The sequence below is a fragment of the Roseovarius sp. genome, assembly GCF_040223625.1.
Taxonomy (GTDB): domain Bacteria; phylum Pseudomonadota; class Alphaproteobacteria; order Rhodobacterales; family Rhodobacteraceae; genus Roseovarius.
In genome coordinates, this window is the sequence record NZ_JAVKFX010000045.1 from 39,924 (window position 1) to 54,655 (window position 14,732).

18 protein-coding genes are annotated in these 14,732 nt (G+C 68.6%); 8 read left to right on the forward strand and 10 right to left on the reverse strand.

The window, feature by feature from the left end:
• Positions 1–26 precede the first annotated feature (26 nt).
• Positions 27–227 (reverse strand): hypothetical protein, encoded by a 201-nt coding sequence (locus RLN94_RS13510; protein ID WP_350124057.1) that lies wholly within the window; start codon positions 225–227, stop codon positions 27–29.
• A gap of 204 nt (positions 228–431) precedes the next feature.
• Between RLN94_RS13510 and RLN94_RS13515 the strand changes: the two genes are divergently transcribed.
• Positions 432–1,547, forward strand: coding sequence for a S1C family serine protease (locus RLN94_RS13515; protein WP_350124060.1), 1,116 nt, complete (start codon positions 432–434; stop codon positions 1,545–1,547).
• A gap of 211 nt (positions 1,548–1,758) precedes the next feature.
• On the opposite strand, the gene metG is transcribed toward RLN94_RS13515, so the two are convergent.
• The 3 genes from metG to RLN94_RS13530 all read right to left on the reverse strand — a co-directional run bounded on the left by metG (position 1,759) and on the right by RLN94_RS13530 (position 5,502).
• The gene (gene metG / locus RLN94_RS13520; RefSeq protein WP_350124063.1) at positions 1,759–3,477 is read right to left on the reverse strand and encodes a methionine--tRNA ligase; all 1,719 of its coding nucleotides are present in this window, start codon (positions 3,475–3,477) and stop codon (positions 1,759–1,761) included.
• 77 nt (positions 3,478–3,554) lie between these two features.
• Complete coding sequence (locus RLN94_RS13525; protein WP_350124066.1) at positions 3,555–4,784, reverse strand: MFS transporter; 1,230 nt, start codon at positions 4,782–4,784, stop codon at positions 3,555–3,557.
• A 115-nt stretch (positions 4,785–4,899) separates the two neighbouring features.
• Complete coding sequence (locus RLN94_RS13530; protein ID WP_350124069.1) at positions 4,900–5,502, reverse strand: ImuA family protein; 603 nt, start codon at positions 5,500–5,502, stop codon at positions 4,900–4,902.
• 371 nt (positions 5,503–5,873) lie between these two features.
• Here RLN94_RS13530 and RLN94_RS13535 point away from each other — a divergent pair, with 371 nt between their 5' ends.
• Positions 5,874–6,917, forward strand: a complete 1,044-nt coding sequence (locus RLN94_RS13535) for an aldo/keto reductase (protein WP_350124072.1) — start codon at positions 5,874–5,876, stop codon at positions 6,915–6,917.
• A 42-nt stretch (positions 6,918–6,959) separates the two neighbouring features.
• Here RLN94_RS13535 and RLN94_RS13540 read toward each other — a convergent pair whose 3' ends face one another.
• The 4 genes from RLN94_RS13540 to RLN94_RS13555 form a co-directional block, all read right to left on the reverse strand.
• Positions 6,960–7,862 carry an EamA family transporter gene (locus RLN94_RS13540; protein WP_350124075.1) on the reverse strand — a complete coding sequence of 301 codons (903 nt, stop codon included), beginning with the start codon at positions 7,860–7,862 and terminating at the stop codon, positions 6,960–6,962.
• A 64-nt stretch (positions 7,863–7,926) separates the two neighbouring features.
• Positions 7,927–8,676, reverse strand: a complete 750-nt coding sequence (locus tag RLN94_RS13545) for an SDR family NAD(P)-dependent oxidoreductase (RefSeq protein WP_350124077.1) — start codon at positions 8,674–8,676, stop codon at positions 7,927–7,929.
• 132 nt (positions 8,677–8,808) lie between these two features.
• Positions 8,809–9,741 carry a fatty acid desaturase gene (locus RLN94_RS13550; RefSeq protein WP_350124081.1) on the reverse strand — a complete coding sequence of 311 codons (933 nt, stop codon included), beginning with the start codon at positions 9,739–9,741 and terminating at the stop codon, positions 8,809–8,811.
• Complete coding sequence (locus RLN94_RS13555; RefSeq protein ID WP_350124084.1) at positions 9,734–9,940, reverse strand: DUF2061 domain-containing protein; 207 nt, start codon at positions 9,938–9,940, stop codon at positions 9,734–9,736. Before RLN94_RS13555 ends, RLN94_RS13550 begins: the two co-directional genes overlap by 8 nt.
• Positions 9,941–10,049: 109 nt before the next feature.
• On the opposite strand from RLN94_RS13555, the gene RLN94_RS13560 reads away from it, so the two are divergent.
• Both RLN94_RS13560 and RLN94_RS13565 read left to right on the forward strand, forming a co-directional pair.
• Positions 10,050–10,907 carry a helix-turn-helix domain-containing protein gene (locus tag RLN94_RS13560; protein WP_350124087.1) on the forward strand — a complete coding sequence of 286 codons (858 nt, stop codon included), beginning with the start codon at positions 10,050–10,052 and terminating at the stop codon, positions 10,905–10,907.
• Positions 10,908–10,969: 62 nt separating this feature from the next.
• Positions 10,970–11,317 (forward strand): hypothetical protein, encoded by a 348-nt coding sequence (locus RLN94_RS13565; protein WP_350124090.1) that lies wholly within the window; start codon positions 10,970–10,972, stop codon positions 11,315–11,317.
• Positions 11,318–11,326: 9 nt separating this feature from the next.
• Here the strand turns inward: RLN94_RS13565 and RLN94_RS13570 are convergent, their stop codons facing one another.
• Positions 11,327–12,022: an NUDIX hydrolase gene (locus tag RLN94_RS13570; protein ID WP_350124093.1), complete on the reverse strand. Its 696-nt coding sequence runs from the start codon at positions 12,020–12,022 to the stop codon at positions 11,327–11,329.
• Positions 12,023–12,071: 49 nt separating this feature from the next.
• The gene (locus tag RLN94_RS13575; RefSeq protein ID WP_350124096.1) at positions 12,072–12,461 is read right to left on the reverse strand and encodes a DUF983 domain-containing protein; all 390 of its coding nucleotides are present in this window, start codon (positions 12,459–12,461) and stop codon (positions 12,072–12,074) included.
• A gap of 222 nt (positions 12,462–12,683) precedes the next feature.
• Here RLN94_RS13575 and RLN94_RS13580 point away from each other — a divergent pair, with 222 nt between their 5' ends.
• From RLN94_RS13580 to RLN94_RS13595, 4 genes are all read left to right on the forward strand, one after another.
• Complete coding sequence (locus tag RLN94_RS13580) at positions 12,684–13,184, forward strand: EF-hand domain-containing protein (protein ID WP_350124099.1); 501 nt, start codon at positions 12,684–12,686, stop codon at positions 13,182–13,184.
• Positions 13,185–13,294: 110 nt separating this feature from the next.
• A complete protein-coding gene (locus RLN94_RS13585; protein WP_350124102.1) occupies positions 13,295–13,882 on the forward strand; it encodes an RNA polymerase sigma factor in 588 nt (195 codons plus the stop codon).
• The gene (locus RLN94_RS13590; RefSeq protein WP_350124105.1) at positions 13,872–14,252 is read left to right on the forward strand and encodes a hypothetical protein; all 381 of its coding nucleotides are present in this window, start codon (positions 13,872–13,874) and stop codon (positions 14,250–14,252) included. The genes RLN94_RS13585 and RLN94_RS13590 overlap by 11 nt, the downstream gene beginning before the upstream one ends.
• A complete protein-coding gene (locus RLN94_RS13595) occupies positions 14,252–14,731 on the forward strand; it encodes a periplasmic heavy metal sensor (protein ID WP_350124108.1) in 480 nt (159 codons plus the stop codon). Before RLN94_RS13590 ends, RLN94_RS13595 begins: the two co-directional genes overlap by 1 nt.
• Position 14,732: the final 1 nt, after the last annotated feature.

A 14,732-nucleotide genomic window follows, 5' to 3' on the forward strand; every position in this document is an offset into this window, starting at 1 on the left:
GGTCCGGATCGGGCGCGGCAAACGCCTCAACTCATGCCGCGCGCAGCCAGCAGGGCGATCAGCAGCAAGGCGAGGATGCAGAGCTTTCCGGCGGCTTCGCGAAGGACGCGGCGGAGGTAGCCATGTCGTGTCCAGGGATGCTGAACCGGCCGCGGCCGTGCGGCACGCGGATTGTCATAGACGATGTCGAGCCTGCGACGCTCTCTGTTCTGGCGCCAGCGAAACATGGAACCAGCCTCCGACGATGTCCCCCGTTGCCAAGCCTTGCCCCTGATTGAGGTCGGTCAATGGCAAAACAGGGTCCATTCGATGGATTTGAAGCCGCCCGCAGGTGCCGCCTCGCCGCCACCGCGGACATCGCGGCGGCTTGAAACCGCCACCGCCCGGCGCCACGTACTGCGTTATTGCATTGCCGGGGGAGTGCGTTTTCCATGACCTACAGATTTACCGTCAGGCTGCTCATGATCACGCTGGCCGCGATGCTGGTGGTGGCCACCTACCAGGTGATGCCGGCGCTGAGGATGGCCTATCTGGAACCGGAGGCGGAGCCGCGCGTGGTGACGGCGCGGGGCGACCTGGCGGCCGAGGAGCAGGCGACGATCGAGCTTTTCCAGTCGGCGCGGGACAGCGTGGTGTTCATTTCCACCGCCGAGCGGGTCCGCGATCCGTGGTCGCGCAATGTCTACGAGCAGCCGCGCGGGACGGGGTCGGGGTTCCTGTGGGACAACAGGGGCCACGTGGTGACCAATACGCATGTGATCGAAGGCGCCTCGGCCGCGACGGTGCGGCTGGCCGACGGGCGGAGCTATCCGGCCGAGCTGGTGGGGCGCGACCCGTCGCATGACCTCGCCGTGCTTCGGATCGAGGCGCGGGATCTGCCGGCGCCGGTGACGGTGGGCGAGAGCGGCGACTTGCAGGTGGGGCAAACGGTGCTGGCGATAGGCAACCCGTTCGGGCTGGACTGGACGTTGACGCGGGGGATCGCCTCGGCGCTGGACCGGGAGCTGCCGTCGCCCGCGGGACGGCCGATCACCGGGCTGATCCAGAGCGACGCGGCGATCAACCCGGGCAATTCGGGCGGGCCCTTGCTGGACAGCGCGGGGCGGCTGATCGGGGTGAACACGGCGATCTACAGCCCGTCGGGCGCCAGCGCGGGGATCGGGTTCTCGGTGCCGGTGGATACGGTCAACCGGGTGGTGCCGGAGCTGATCGAAACGGGGCGCTACGCGCCGCCGGCGCTGGGCATCCGCTATGATCCGCGGGTGAACGAGATGGCCCGGCGCGAGGGGCTGGAGGGGGTGCTGGTGCTGGGGGTCGAGCCGGGCTCACCGGCGGCGCGCGCGGGGCTGGAGCCGGCGCGGCTGTCGGGGGACGGGCGGCTGCTGCCGGGCGATATCGTGACGGGGCTGGGGGGCGAGCCCGTGGGCGGGGTCGACGACCTGCTGGCGGCGCTGGAGGCGCACCGGCCGGGGGATAAGGTGAGCCTGAGCCTCAGCCGCGAGGGCGAGGCGCGGGAGATCGAGATCGAGCTGGGCGAGGGGGGCTGAGCCCCGCAGGTGCGCCCTGCGGCGCATCCGGTTGGTCTGCGTTCGGGCCACGCAGGTCTTGGGGGCGCTGCCCCGCCGCCATTGGGCTTGAACCAATGGCGCACCAATGCCGGCCCCCCGGGATATTTCCCGCCAGAAGAAGCAGAGGTGTGGTCCCTGCTTCTTCTTGGGTCAAATACTCATTTCCGGCGTCGTAGCCCGCGCAAGGGTGTCAGGTGCGCGTGCCGGCGAAGCGGGTGGCCCAGTCTTCGCGCTGGTCGTCTGTGATCTTGGCGAAGAGCACGTCCGGCACGGTGAAGGCGTGGCCCTCGGGCAGGGTGGCGAGGGCCGATTGCAGGTCGGAGGGCCAGCCGGTCTCCATCGTGTTCATCGATGACAGCATCCGGGCGGAGGCGTCGGGGATGAAGGGGGCCGAGAGCACCGCGTAGACGCGTATGAGGTTGAGGGCGAGGCGGATCTGCATGGCCGCCGTTTCGGGGGCTTCCTTGAAGGTCGCCCAGGGGGCGGCTTCCTGCAGGTATTCGTTGCCCGCGACCCAGATGGAGCGCAGCGCGGCCGCGGCCTTGCGGACCTCGATGGCGTCCATGTGGGCTTCGTAGGTGCGGAGTTTCGTCGTCAGTTCCTCGATCAGGGCGGTTTCATGCTCGCCCATGGTGCCGCCCGAGGGCACCTCTTCGCCGAATTTCGAGCGGCAGAACTTGGTGACGCGGGAGACGAAATTGCCCAGCACGTCGGCGAGGTCCTTGTTCACCGAAGCCTGGAAATTCTCCCAGGTGAATTCGGCGTCGGAGGTTTCGGGGGCGTGCGAGAGGAGCCACCAGCGCCAGTAATCGGCGGGCAGGATCTCGAGCGCCTGGTCCATGAAGATGCCGCGGCCTTGCGAAGTGGAGAACTGGCCGCCATCGTAGTTGAGGTAGTTGAAGGACTTGATGTAATCCACGAGCTTCCACGGCTCGCCCGAGCCGAGGATGGTGGCCGGGAAGGAAAGCGTGTGAAAGGGCACGTTGTCCTTGCCCATGAACTGGGTATAGCGGACATCGTCGGCCCCCTTGTCGGTGCGCCACCAGCGTTGCCAGTCGGCCTCGCCCCGGCCGGAAGCCTCGGCCCATTCGCCGGCGCAGGCGATGTATTCGATGGGCGCGTCGAACCAGACGTAGAAGACCTTGCCTTCCATGCCGGGCCAGTCCTCGGCGCCGCGCTTGACGGGGATGCCCCAGTCGAGGTCGCGGGTGATGCCGCGGTCGCGCAGGCCGTCGCCGTCGTTGAGCCATTTCTTCGCGATCGAGGTGGTCAGGATCGGCCAGTCTTTCTGCGCGTCGATCCAGTCGTTGAGCCGGTCGCGCATCTGGCTTTGGCGGAGGTAGAGGTGCTTGGTTTCGCGCACCTCGAGATCGGTCGAGCCGGAGATGGCCGAGCGCGGGTCGATCAGGTCGGTCGGGTCGAGCTGCTTGGTGCAGTTCTCGCACTGGTCGCCGCGGGCCTTGTCGTAGCCGCAATTGGGGCAGGTGCCCTCGATATAGCGGTCGGGCAGGAAGCGGCCGTCTGCGTTGGAATAGACCTGTTTCTCGGTCACTTCCTCGATCAGCCCGGCCTCGTGCAACTTGCCCGCGAAATGCTGGGTCAGCGCGGTGTTCTGGGCCGAGGAGGAGCGGCCGAAATGGTCGAAGGAGAGGCCGAACCCGTCGGAGAGGTCCTTTTGGACCTGCCACATCTCGGCGCAGTACTCGGCCACCGGTTTGCCGGCTTTGGCGGCTGCCAGCTCGGCAGGCGTGCCGTGTTCGTCGGTGGCGCAGAGGAACATCACTTCGTGGCCGCGCCCGCGCAGGTAGCGGGCGTAGAGGTCGGCGGGCAGCTGGCTGCCCACGAGGTTGCCCAGGTGCTTGATCCCGTTGATGTAGGGGATCGCGGATGTGATCAGGTGACGTGCCATGGCGTGATGTCCTGCCCCTTGGTTGGCTGCGCGCCCCCTTTAGCGCAGCTTGGCGGGCAGGGCCAGAGGGCGCGGGATCAGTCGCCGTTGCGGTCGCGGTCGGAGCCCGTGAGCCGGCCGATGATGAAGCTGGTGCGGGGCGACCAGACGTAGCGCGTGCGGCGGTCGGGCGCTTTGCGGCGGCGCATCCGCAGGAGGCCGTAGACGATGAGGATGGCGTGGGCGACCGCGATCATGGTGAACATGGCCGCCGGGCCGAAGAGGTCGATCAGCGACGAGGCGAGGAGCGGGGCCGCGATGGCGCCGGTGGCGAAGAAGAACATCAGCGCCGCCGACAGCTCGACCCGTTTCGAGCTGTCGACGAAGTCGTTGGCGTGGGCTGCGGAGACCGAGTAGATCGGGATCGAGGTGAGCCCGAAGAAGAAGGCCGTGAGCATGACGCCGGTGGGGCTGAGCTCCTGCACCGAAGCGGTGACGATGCAGCTCAGGATGGCCGCGACCGAGAGGCCGATGAGGACGTGGCGGCGGTCGTACTTGTCGGCGAGCCAGCCCACCGGGTATTGGGCAATCGCCCCGCCGAGGACGAAGGAGGCGAGGAACCAGGCGATCTGGTCGGTGACGAGGCCGACCTCCTCGCCATAGAGCGGCCCGACCATGCGGAAGGAGGCGCTGGAGACCGCCGCCACCAGCACGCCGGCGGCCGCGAGGGGGGAACATTCGATGAGGAGTTTCGGCCTCAGGCGCGGCGCCGCCGGGGTTTCCGGCTGGCGCACGCGGGTCAGGGTGAGCGGGATGAGCGCCGCGCAGCAGAACAGCGCGAGGATGTTGTAGGAGACGTAGGAGGCGGGCTCGAGCACGGAGATGACGAGCTGGGCCATCAGCGAGGCGGTCATGTCGACGATCCGGTAGGTGCCCATGGTGCGGCCGCGGGTGGCGTTGGTGACCTTGGATTGCAGCCATGCCTCGATGATCGTGTAGCAGCCCGCCACGCAGCAGCCGGTGGCCACGCGCATCAGCGTCCAGGCCCAGGGGTCGATGATCAGCATGTGCAGCAGCAGCCCGATCGTGCCCGCCGCCGTGAAGGCCGCGAAGGCGCGGGAATGGCCGACGCTGCCCATCAGCCGGGGCGCCCACCAGCAGCCGATGAAGAAGCCCACGAAATGCGCCGAGCCCAGGAGGCCGATCTGGGTGGTGGTGAAGCCGAGCGTGATGCCCGAGAGCGCGTCGAGCGGGCCGACCCCGCCGGAGGAGAGCTGGAGAAGAATGACCGAAAGGAAGAGGGCCGCGAAGGAAATGATCAGGCGCATGATGCGCTTACCTTGGCAGGTTGGGGCCTGAGGGAAAGCGCATATTCGACAGGGGGCGGTCGTTTTCGGCAAGGGGGGCGGGTTTTTGCCCGCCGGGGTGGCGGTTGCGCCGGTGTCAGCCGGGGGAGAGGCGCCAGCGGCGGGGGCGGCCGGCGAGGTGCCAGCCTTTCGGCGGCAGGGTGCGGGCGCGGCGGCGGGTGAGGGCCCAGCCGGGGGCGCCGGGGCTGTGGGCCTGGGCCATGTGCCAGCGTGTCTCGATCCCCGGCGCGCCGCCGTCGCCCGGGGTGAGGATCAGGCCGAGCGGCGGACCGTGCCCCTCGGCCGCGCCGGTTTCGGCGGCGAGGTGCAGGCGGCGGACGGCGGTCATGCCGGGCGGTTCGGGCAATTCGGCGATGGCGAGGGGAACGAGGCCGCTGCGCAACACCTCTTCCAGCGTCCACAGCAGGTCTTCGCCGCGGCGAGGGGCGAGGAAGGTGAAGCGGTTCGGCTGGGCGAAGGCCGCCATGCCGTCGGGGTTGAGCGTATCGGTGGACCAGCCGGGGGCGATCCAGAAGACGGGGCCCTCGGTTTCGGCGGCGATGAGCATGGCCAGCGTGTGCCGGGCCGGGCCGCAAAGCTCGTGCAGGCGGGCCAGCGGCAGGGTGAGCGCGCCCAAAACGGTGAGGTCGGGGCGGGTCGGGGTGCGATGGGTGCGGCGGGTGAGAAGCGCGGTGGTCATGGGGGAAGAATAGTGCGTTCGTGGTTTGTTCTCAATGGGGGTTGAAGGTGGACTGCGCGGAATAAAGGCGCGCCAAGGGCGCGCCGCCGCGCATCGACCGCTGGCCGGCAGGCGATTGCCTGCAATCGCCGAGAGGTGGGCCGCACCGACGGCACGGCGATTTGGCAATCGGAGCACCACGCACGAATGATGGATGTATTTGGTCGGCATTAACTGCCCAACACCAGCGTCGGGTCGCCGCGCCACGGTCCGTCGATGCGTGGCGGAGAGGATGGCGCCCGTCCCATATTGGGCCGATATTGCGGTTTCCCCCTCCCGCCATCCTGTTCTAGGGTCCCGGCAACACCGGAACAGGAAAAGGAATACGGGACATGAAGATGAACCCGCTCGGACGGACGAGGCTGGAGGTGAGCGCGCTTTGCCTGGGCTCGATGACATGGGGCACGCAGAACAGCGAGGCCGAGGGGCACGGGCAGATAGACACCGCGCTCGATCACGGGATCAACTTCATCGACACTGCCGAGATGTACCCGACAAACCCCACCGCGCCCGAAACCATCGGCCGGACCGAGGAGATCATCGGGACGTGGTTTGCCAGGACGGGCCGGCGCAAGGACGTGATCCTGGCCACCAAGCATTCGGGCGAGGGGCAGAAGATGGTGCGGGATGGCGCGCCGATCTCCTCGAAGACCATTCCGGAGACGGTGGAGGGCTCGCTCCGCCGCTTGCAGACGGATTACATCGACCTCTACCAGTTCCACTGGCCCAACCGGGGCAGCTACATGTTCCGGAAGAACTGGACGTTCGACCCCTCGGGGCAGGACCGGGCCGGGACGGTCGCGCATATGGAGGATACGCTCGAGGCGCTGCAGAAGCAGGTGGAGAAGGGCAATATCCGCCATTTCGGCCTGTCGAACGAGAGCGCGTGGGGCACGTCGCAATGGCTGCGGATCTCCGAGGACCGGGGATGGCCGCGGGTGGCGTCGGTGCAGAACGAGTATTCGCTGATGTGCCGGCTTTACGATACCGACATGGCCGAGATGAGCGTGAACGAGGATGTGGGGCTGTTGGCGTTCTCGCCGCTGGCGCAGGGGCTGCTGACGGGCAAGTACCGGGGTGGCCGCAAGCCCGAGGGCTCGCGGATCGAGCTGAACCCGACGCTGGGCGGGCGGGTGCTGGACCGGGCGTATGACGCGGTCGAGGCGTATGTGGCGGTGGCCGAGAAGCACGGGCTGGACCCGACGCAGATGGCGCTGGCCTGGTGCATGACGCGGCCTTTCATGTGTTCGGTGATCTTCGGCTGCACGACGCAGGAGCAGCTCATGACGGCGATCGGCAGCGACGCGATCACGCTGGGCGACGAGGTGCTCGACGATATCGACGCGGCGCACCGGGCGCATCCGATGCCGTTCTGACGGCCTCCGGGCGGGCCGGGGGCCTGCCCGGCTGCTCCTGGCCTATCCCACCAGAACGAGGGCCAGGATGCTGGCCGTCAGCAGGGCGATCCCCGCAAGCTCCCGCCGGGTGATGGTTTCGTGGAAGACCAGCACCGAGGCCATCAACGAAAAGATAACCTCGACCTGGCCCACGGCGAACACGTAGGCCGCGTTCTGCAGGGTGAACGCGGTGAACCAGCCGACCGAGCCGCCAAGGCTTGCCACGCCCATCCAGATCGCGCGGCGCCGGGCCGCCCAGACGCGGCCGACCTGTCCCGGCTCGCGCCAGCGCAGCCAGAGCATCATGCCAAGGGTCTGCGACAGCGTCACCGCCGAGACCGTCACCACCGCGCGCAGGAAGGCATCGTCGCTCGCCACTTCCAGCGTGGCGCCGCGATAGGTCACCGCCGAGACCGCGAAGAGCGCGCCGGACAGGAGGCCCAGCCCCGCCGCCCGGTTCATCAGCCGCTTCAGCCGCCCGCCCTGCAGATCGGGCGTGTCGGACAGCACCAGCACGCCGGTCAGCCCGACGACGATCGCCACCAGCCCCGGTATGCTGACAGTGTCGCCGAGCACGATCAGGCCGACCAGCGCGGTCTGGATCACCTCGGTCTTCTTGAAGGTGATGCCGACCGCGAAATTGCGCTGGGCGAACAGCAGCACCACGCACCACGTCGCCAGGATCTGCGCCAGCCCGCCGGTCAGCGCGTAGGCCCAGAACAGCCCGCCGAGGGGCAGCAGCGTGACATCGCCCCACAGCAGGTAACCCGCCGCCAGCAGGAAGGCGCAGGGCGCGGCGTAGAAGAACCGCGCGAACGTGGCCCCGCCCGCGGAGAGCGTGCCCATGCTGAGCGATTTCTGCAGCATGAAGCGCAGCGTCTGGAACGCGGCGGCCATGATGGAAAGGTAGATCCAGGCGTCCATGCCAAAGGCCTATGCCGGGTTTTCCCGGCAAAGACCAGCGAGGGCTTGTACCCCGTACAATGGCTCAGCGCGCGGTATAGCCGCCATCCAGCGGATAGACCCCACCGGTCGCGAAGCCGGCCGCGTCGGACAAAAGGAACGCCACCAGCGCGGCCACCTCGTCGCGTCGGGCCATCCGCCCCAGCGGGTGCAGCGCGGCCAGCTGGTCATGCGCCTCTTCCGGCATCTCGCGCATCGCGGGCGTATCGACGAAGCCCGGCGCCACCGCATTGACCCGTATCCCCATCTCCGCGCAATCCAGCGCCGCCTCGCGCGTCAGCCCGATCACCCCGTGCTTTGCCGCCGTGTAGTCGGCCAGCCCGCCCATGCCCACCATGCCGTTGGCCGAGGCCATGTTGACGATCGCCCCGCCGCCACTTGCCTCGATGGCGGGGATCTCGTGCTTGAGGCACAGGAAACACCCGGTGAGGTTGGTGCCGATCACCTCGGCCCAGGTCTCTGCCGATTTCTCGTAAATCGGCAGCGGCGCCTCTCGCGGTCCGCCGGCATTGTTCACGGCGAGGTGCAGCCCCCCGAACTGCTTGCAGACCTTGCCGATCATGGCCTGCACGGCATCTTCGTCGCGCACGTCGCAGGCGAGCCCCAGGGCTCGTTCGCCCGTGGGGTCGAGCCGGGCCGCCGCGGCCGCCGCCTCGTCCCCGTTCCGGCTGCACAGCGCGACGGTGGCACCGCCTTGGAACAGCCGTTCGGCGATCCGCTCGCCGTTTCCGCGCGTGCCACCGGTGACAAGTGCCGTTCTGCCCGAGAAATCCATGGTCTGTCCTTTCACAGGGGTCAGCGGGCAAACGCCCCGCGGCCCCGTGCGTTCCGGCCCCGGTGCCGCCCTGCTGATAGGTCCTGTCAGGAAAGACAAAGCCCCGAAGTTTCCTTCGGGGCTGTTGCGGTGCTACTCGGCCGGCTGGTCCGGTCGGCCCCCGGGGGCGGGCCAGAGCGGGTGCGGCACCGGGTCCTTGGGCTTGAGGAAATGCCGCGCGAAGATCTCGGCATAGGAGCGGTAATAGTATCCGTCATTGCGCTTGAGGTACTTCTCGCGGTTCTCCTCGAAGAGCCGCGGCAGGCGGTACCACGCGACCTTGGGGTGCATGTGGTGGACCACGTGCAGGTTGTTGTTCAGGAAGATCAGCGCCAGCGGCCCCTTGTCCTCGATCACCACGGTCCGCCCGCTCGCCCGTTCATGCGCCCGGTGTTCGAGGAACGTGCGGATCTTCAGGACCGAGAACGCCCCGTAGGCCGAGATTAGGTAGGCCCAGACCGGCATCGGCGCCCAGATCACCAGCGCCACCACCGGCACCACGCCCGGCAGGTGCAGCAGCCAGGCGTTCAGCACCTTGCCATCCCCGCTGCGCACCGCGCGCCAGTCGTCGCGGCACAGCGTCCAGACCGAGAGGGCCGGGCCGAACAGCATCCGCCCGGCCAGCGTGTTGTTGAGGCGCAGGATCACCTGCCCCCAGCGCGGCAGCCGGGCCCAGACATCGGGGTCCATGTAGTTCGATTCCGGGTCGTCATAGGGATCGGTCAGGATCGAATCGACATGGTGGGCGAGGTGGAGGTCGCGGAACCGCCGGTAGGGGATGAAGAGGCCGAGGCACAGGAACACCGTCGCCTCGTTCAGCCGCTCGTTCCGGAACGGGTGGCCGTGCAACGCCTCGTGCGTGAGCGAGGAATGCAGCGCGATGGCCAGGGCCGCCAGCGCCATGCCCAGCGGCAGCCAGGCCGCCGCCGCCCATGTCAGCGCAACCACCCAAACGCCGTAACAGGCAACCATCAGCCCGATGGTGGGCCACTCGACGCCGGTTTCCCTGCGAACAGTCTCAGCCATGCGCGCGCCCCCAGTTGATGCGGGACCAGACGCGCTCGTAAACGAAATAGCATGTAAGCCCGATGCCGGTGTTGATCGCGGCCATCGCGCCGCCAACGGCGGCCGAGCCGGTCATCGCGAGGCCGACAAGGCTCATCACCCCCAGGCCGATCGCATTCCACACCACAGCTTTCACAAGCGTCCGCGCTCGCGTCTCCATTCGATACTCCGGATTTTCCCCAATTCACGGAAACGTTACGTCAGAAGATGTCAGCAGGATATTCCGAATACGGTTAACATTTTTCTGCAATGGTGATATTTATCAACACATGCGGGAAACCATAGACAAGCGCGACCGCGCCACCCTGTTTCGCAACCGGATTGCCGAGGCGATGCGCGAGCGTGGCACCACGCAATCCGGGCTGGCCCGGGCCGTGGGGGTCGACCGCTCGACCATCTCGCAGCTCATCAAGGGCTCGGGCGCCCGCCTGCCCAACGCGCAGGTGGTGGGCGAATGCGCCGCAGCGCTCGGCGTCTCCGCCGACTGGCTGCTGGGCCTCACCGACCGGCCCGAGACCGCCGCCGACATCCTCGCCAACACCCTCTCGCTGACCGAGGCGCCCCGGGCGCTGGTCGACGAGCAGATCTTCCGCTGGCACCAGGAGGCCGCGGGCTACAAGATCCGTCACGTCCCCGCGGGCCTGCCCGACATGCTCAAGACCCGCGCCATGCTGGAATGGGAATATGCCCCCCATCTCGGCCGCAGCATCGACCAGGCCATCGGCGCCTCCGAGGACCGCCTGTCGTGGATGCGCCGCACCCAGTCGGATTACGAGATCGCCCTGCCGCTCTTCGAGATCGACGCCTTCGTGCGCGGCGAGGGCTATTACGCGGGCCTGCCCCGCGAGGTGCGCGAGGAACAGGTGCACAACCTCCTCGAGGTGATCGAACAGCTCTACCCGCGCATGCGCATCTACCTCTTCGACGCCCGCCGCCTCTATTCGGCGCCGGTCACCATCTTCGGGCCGTTGCTGGCGGCGATCTATATCGGGCAGAACTACATGGTCTTCCGCGACACCGAGCGGGTGCAGGCGCTGACCGCCCATTTCGACCACCTCGTGCGCGAGGCCCATGTCACCGCCCGTGGCCTGCCCGACCATATCCGCGCGATCTGGTCCGGGGCCTGAGGGCGATGGACAGGGTGGCGCGGCGCGGCTAGGCTTCCCCGACGTAACCGGAGACGCCCGCCATGCTTACCCGCCGCCTTTTCGCCGCCGCCGTGCTGGCCACGCTGGGCACCGCCACCACGGCGCATGATGCCCAGATCCTCGACATCGCGGGGCAATACACCGCGCAGGGCCGCTACCCGGACGGGCGCGCCTATGCCGGGGTGGCCGAGATCGTCCAGCAGGGCAGCGAGGTGGACATCTACTGGTCCATCGAGGGGCGCAGCTACCAGGGGCGCGGCAACGTGCAGGGGCGGATCGTGACGGTGGACTGGGGTGCGGCGACGCCGATCATCTACGTGGTCACCGGGCCCGAGTTGCATGGCACATGGGACAACGGCACCGGGCTGGAACGGTTGATGCCGCGCTGAGCGGCGGGCTCAGTCCACCGGCGCCACGCCGCGGAGCCTGAGAAACAGGCTTTCCTCGTCGTCGTTCTTGAAGAACGGGATCGAGGGCGGCGGCGTGAGGGTGCGGGCGCTGGCGGCGATTTCGGCCAGCACCACCTCTGTGATGAAGGGCAGGTCGAGGGCCCGGGCCTCGGCCAGCGGCACCCATTGCAGATGCGAGAGTTCCTCGGAGGCGGCGGAGAAGTCGTCGAGGTCGCCCTCGATCCGGTCGGCATCGACGAGGAAGAAGCGCGCGTCGAAGCGGCGGGGCCGGCCCGGGGGCGTGAGGGCGCGGAAGAAGAACTGCATGCCGAGCGCCGAGGGGAGGTAGCCGGTGTCGGCGAAGCGTTCCCAGTCGGGGTGCGGCGTGCCGGGCCATTGGCCGGGCTCGCCCAGGAGGAGGCCTGTCTCCTCCCACAGCTCGCGGATGGCGGCGGTGGCCAGCGCGTGCGACAGGTCGGCGGGGCTTTCGTCCCGCAGGCGGGCGCGGCAGGTCTCGGACAGGGGCGTGACCAGCGGCACGCCCGCGTCGTCGGCATCGACCGCGCCGCCGGGGAAGACGAATTTCGACGGGAAGAACGCCGCCTTGGCGCCGCGCTGGCCCATCAGCACGCTGGGCGCGGTCATCCGGTCGCGCAGGACGATCACGGTGGCGGCGTCGCGGATGGCGGTCTTGTCGACGGTCATGTGATGCGTGTGTCCCTGTCCTGCGGCGCGGGGCCCCTGGACCGGACCGTTACGCCTTTTCGCCGAAGCCGTGCATGTGGCGGGCCCACTGGAAGCTGACGACCGCCCCCTTGAGCCGGGGCAGAAGGTAGAGCGAGAGCCCGACGCAGCCAATAGCGAATATGGTGAAGAGCACAAGCGGCTCGGGCCGGAACATGGTGAAGGACACGTGCAGCAGCGGCGCCATCAGGTGGCCGACGATCAGGATGGTCAGGTAGGCCGGGCCGTCATCGGCGCGGTGATGGCTGAGATCCTCGCGGCAGACGGTGCAGGTGTCGCGCACCTTGAGATAGCTTTCCATGATCGGGCCGGAGCCGCACTTGGGGCATTTGCGCCGGAAGCCGCGGCGCAGCGCCGGCCAGAGTTCCCGGGTTTCGGTGGTGATCGTCTTGTCCGTCATGAGGGGCCTCGTTCGCGATACTTCCAGAATTGGGCGATGGGGGCGGGAATTGGAAGGGTGCAGTCTGTCCTTGCGGCCGGATGTCGCAAAGGCGGCTGCCGGGAATTTCTTTCGCTGCCGGCGACGGAAAGGCCGGGCACAGCCGTTCAGGGTATGCAAGCGGTCGGAAAGGACGGCCGGTTGCAGGAGCTAATACAGGTCAGATCTTTAGGAGACGAAGAGATGAAGAACGGTATTCTGATGGCCAGCCTGAGCGCCGCCATCCTGGCGGCTGCCGCCACGCAGGGCCTTGCCGCGAGCGACGATTCGGACAAGGGCCACCACGGCAAGCGCCCCTCGTTCGAAGAGCTCGACGCCAATGGCGACGGTGTCGTGAGCCGCGAGGAGATGCAGGCGCGGATGCAGGCGCGGTTCGACGAGGCCGACGCCGATGGCGACGGCAGGATCACCCGCGAGGAGATGTCGGCGCGGATGGAGGCCCGGGCCTCGGAGCGCCGGGAGCGGTTCCTGAACAGGATGTTCGAGCGCCAGGACGCCGATGCCGATGGTGCGCTGACCTTGGAAGAGATGCGCGGCGACCGGGCCGACCGGATGTTCGCCAAGGTCGACCAGGATGGCGACGGCAATGTCTCGCGCGAGGAGTTCGACGCGATGAAGGAGCGGATGCACAAGCGTCACGGCAAGCACAAGCGCGGCGATGACGTGGAAACCGGGCAGGACTGACCGGGCAGAGGCCGGGGCGCCCTTGCCAATGGCGGGCGCTCCGGCCACCATCGCTGCAGCGGGGGGCTGTCCCCCGACCGCCATCATGAGGCTCGCGCGCGCCCCGGACGATGACCATGCCGCTTGACGACCAGAGTTCCGCTCCCGACGAGGCGCTGTTGGTGCTGTATGCCAACGGCGACGCGGTGGCGGCGCGTGTTCTGACGGCCCGGCTGGTGCCGCGTGTGCTGGCGCAGGCGCAGCGGCTGCTGGGCAACCGGGCCGAGGCCGAGGACGTGGCGCAGGAGGCGATGCTGCGGCTGTGGCGGATCGCGCCGGAGTGGCGGCAGGGCGAGGCGAAGGTGACGACTTGGCTCTACCGGGTGACCGCCAACCTGTGCACCGACCGTTTTCGCAAGGCGCGGGGCGTGGGCCTCGACGAGGCGCCGGAACCGGAGGACGAGCGGCCGGGCCCGGCCGAGGGCCTGCAGGAGCGGGCGCGGGCGGATGCCTTGCAGGACGCGCTGGACAAGCTGCCGGACAGGCAGCGCGAGGCGGTGATCCTGCGCCATATCGAGGAGCTCGGGAATCCCGAGATCGCCGAGATCATGGAGATCAGCGTGGAGGCGGTGGAAAGCCTGGTGGCACGCGGAAAACGGGCGCTGGCGGCGGAGTTGTCCGCCCGGCGCGATGACCTGGGGTATACGGATGATGGATGAACCTGAGAACACCGATCCGCTGACGGCGTATTTCGACGCCGGCAAGGCCGCGCGGCCCGAGCCGGGCGATGCGCTGATGGCGCGGATCATGGCCGATGCCGACAGGGTTCAGGCCGAGCGGGCCAAGGCCCCGGCCGCGGTGTCGGCGCCGGAGCGACGCGGCTGGCCGGTGCGGCTGGCGCAGGCGCTGGGCGGCTGGCCGGCGATGGCGGGGCTGGCGGCGGCGACGGTGGCCGGGCTCTGGATCGGGGTGAGCGCGCCGGCCGGGCTGACCGGGATGGCGCAGGAGGTGATCGCGGGCAGCGAGGCGGCCTACCTGATCGACCTCGACCCCGACGCGACCTTCATGCTGGCCGATGGAGGCATGTGATGACTGACGAGGCAAAGGGCCGGACGCGCGGCTGGGTGAAGATCCTGCTGGTGGTGTCGCTGGGGCTGAACCTGCTGGTGGCGGGCGCGGTGGCGGGGGCGTTCTTCTCGGGCGGCAAGTGGCATCACAAGGGCCCGCCGCGGCTGGAGTCCGTGGGCGGGCCGCTGACCCGCGCGCTGAGCGACGAGGACCGGCGCGCCATCGGCGTGAAGATCCGGCAATCCTACAAGGACGGGTCGTTCTCGCGCGACCGGCACCGGCAGGAGTTCGACGGGCTGATCGCCGACCTGAAGGCCGTGCCGTTCGATCCGGCGGCAGTGGAGGCGCGGCTGGCGCGCATCCAGGGGCTGTTCCAGGAGCGGCTGAGCCTTGGCCAGTCGTTGCTGATCGAGCGGCTGACCGAGATGGACGATGCCGCGCGCGCGGACTATGCCGACCGGCTGGCCGAGCGCCGCGACCGGCGGCACAAGCGCGACTGAG

Coding starts and splice junctions, on each gene's coding strand:
- RLN94_RS13510 (WP_350124057.1), bottom strand. CDS start 227: ATGTTTCGCTGGCGCCAGAACAGAGAGCGTCGCAGGCTCGACATCGTC.
- RLN94_RS13515 (WP_350124060.1), top strand. CDS start 432: ATGACCTACAGATTTACCGTCAGGCTGCTCATGATCACGCTGGCCGCG.
- metG (WP_350124063.1), bottom strand. CDS start 3,477: ATGGCACGTCACCTGATCACATCCGCGATCCCCTACATCAACGGGATC.
- RLN94_RS13525 (WP_350124066.1), bottom strand. CDS start 4,784: ATGCGCCTGATCATTTCCTTCGCGGCCCTCTTCCTTTCGGTCATTCTT.
- RLN94_RS13530 (WP_350124069.1), bottom strand. CDS start 5,502: ATGACCACCGCGCTTCTCACCCGCCGCACCCATCGCACCCCGACCCGC.
- RLN94_RS13535 (WP_350124072.1), top strand. CDS start 5,874: ATGAAGATGAACCCGCTCGGACGGACGAGGCTGGAGGTGAGCGCGCTT.
- RLN94_RS13540 (WP_350124075.1), bottom strand. CDS start 7,862: ATGGACGCCTGGATCTACCTTTCCATCATGGCCGCCGCGTTCCAGACG.
- RLN94_RS13545 (WP_350124077.1), bottom strand. CDS start 8,676: ATGGATTTCTCGGGCAGAACGGCACTTGTCACCGGTGGCACGCGCGGA.
- RLN94_RS13550 (WP_350124081.1), bottom strand. CDS start 9,741: ATGGCTGAGACTGTTCGCAGGGAAACCGGCGTCGAGTGGCCCACCATC.
- RLN94_RS13555 (WP_350124084.1), bottom strand. CDS start 9,940: ATGGAGACGCGAGCGCGGACGCTTGTGAAAGCTGTGGTGTGGAATGCG.
- RLN94_RS13560 (WP_350124087.1), top strand. CDS start 10,050: ATGCGGGAAACCATAGACAAGCGCGACCGCGCCACCCTGTTTCGCAAC.
- RLN94_RS13565 (WP_350124090.1), top strand. CDS start 10,970: ATGCTTACCCGCCGCCTTTTCGCCGCCGCCGTGCTGGCCACGCTGGGC.
- RLN94_RS13570 (WP_350124093.1), bottom strand. CDS start 12,022: ATGACCGTCGACAAGACCGCCATCCGCGACGCCGCCACCGTGATCGTC.
- RLN94_RS13575 (WP_350124096.1), bottom strand. CDS start 12,461: ATGACGGACAAGACGATCACCACCGAAACCCGGGAACTCTGGCCGGCG.
- RLN94_RS13580 (WP_350124099.1), top strand. CDS start 12,684: ATGAAGAACGGTATTCTGATGGCCAGCCTGAGCGCCGCCATCCTGGCG.
- RLN94_RS13585 (WP_350124102.1), top strand. CDS start 13,295: ATGACCATGCCGCTTGACGACCAGAGTTCCGCTCCCGACGAGGCGCTG.
- RLN94_RS13590 (WP_350124105.1), top strand. CDS start 13,872: ATGATGGATGAACCTGAGAACACCGATCCGCTGACGGCGTATTTCGAC.
- RLN94_RS13595 (WP_350124108.1), top strand. CDS start 14,252: ATGACTGACGAGGCAAAGGGCCGGACGCGCGGCTGGGTGAAGATCCTG.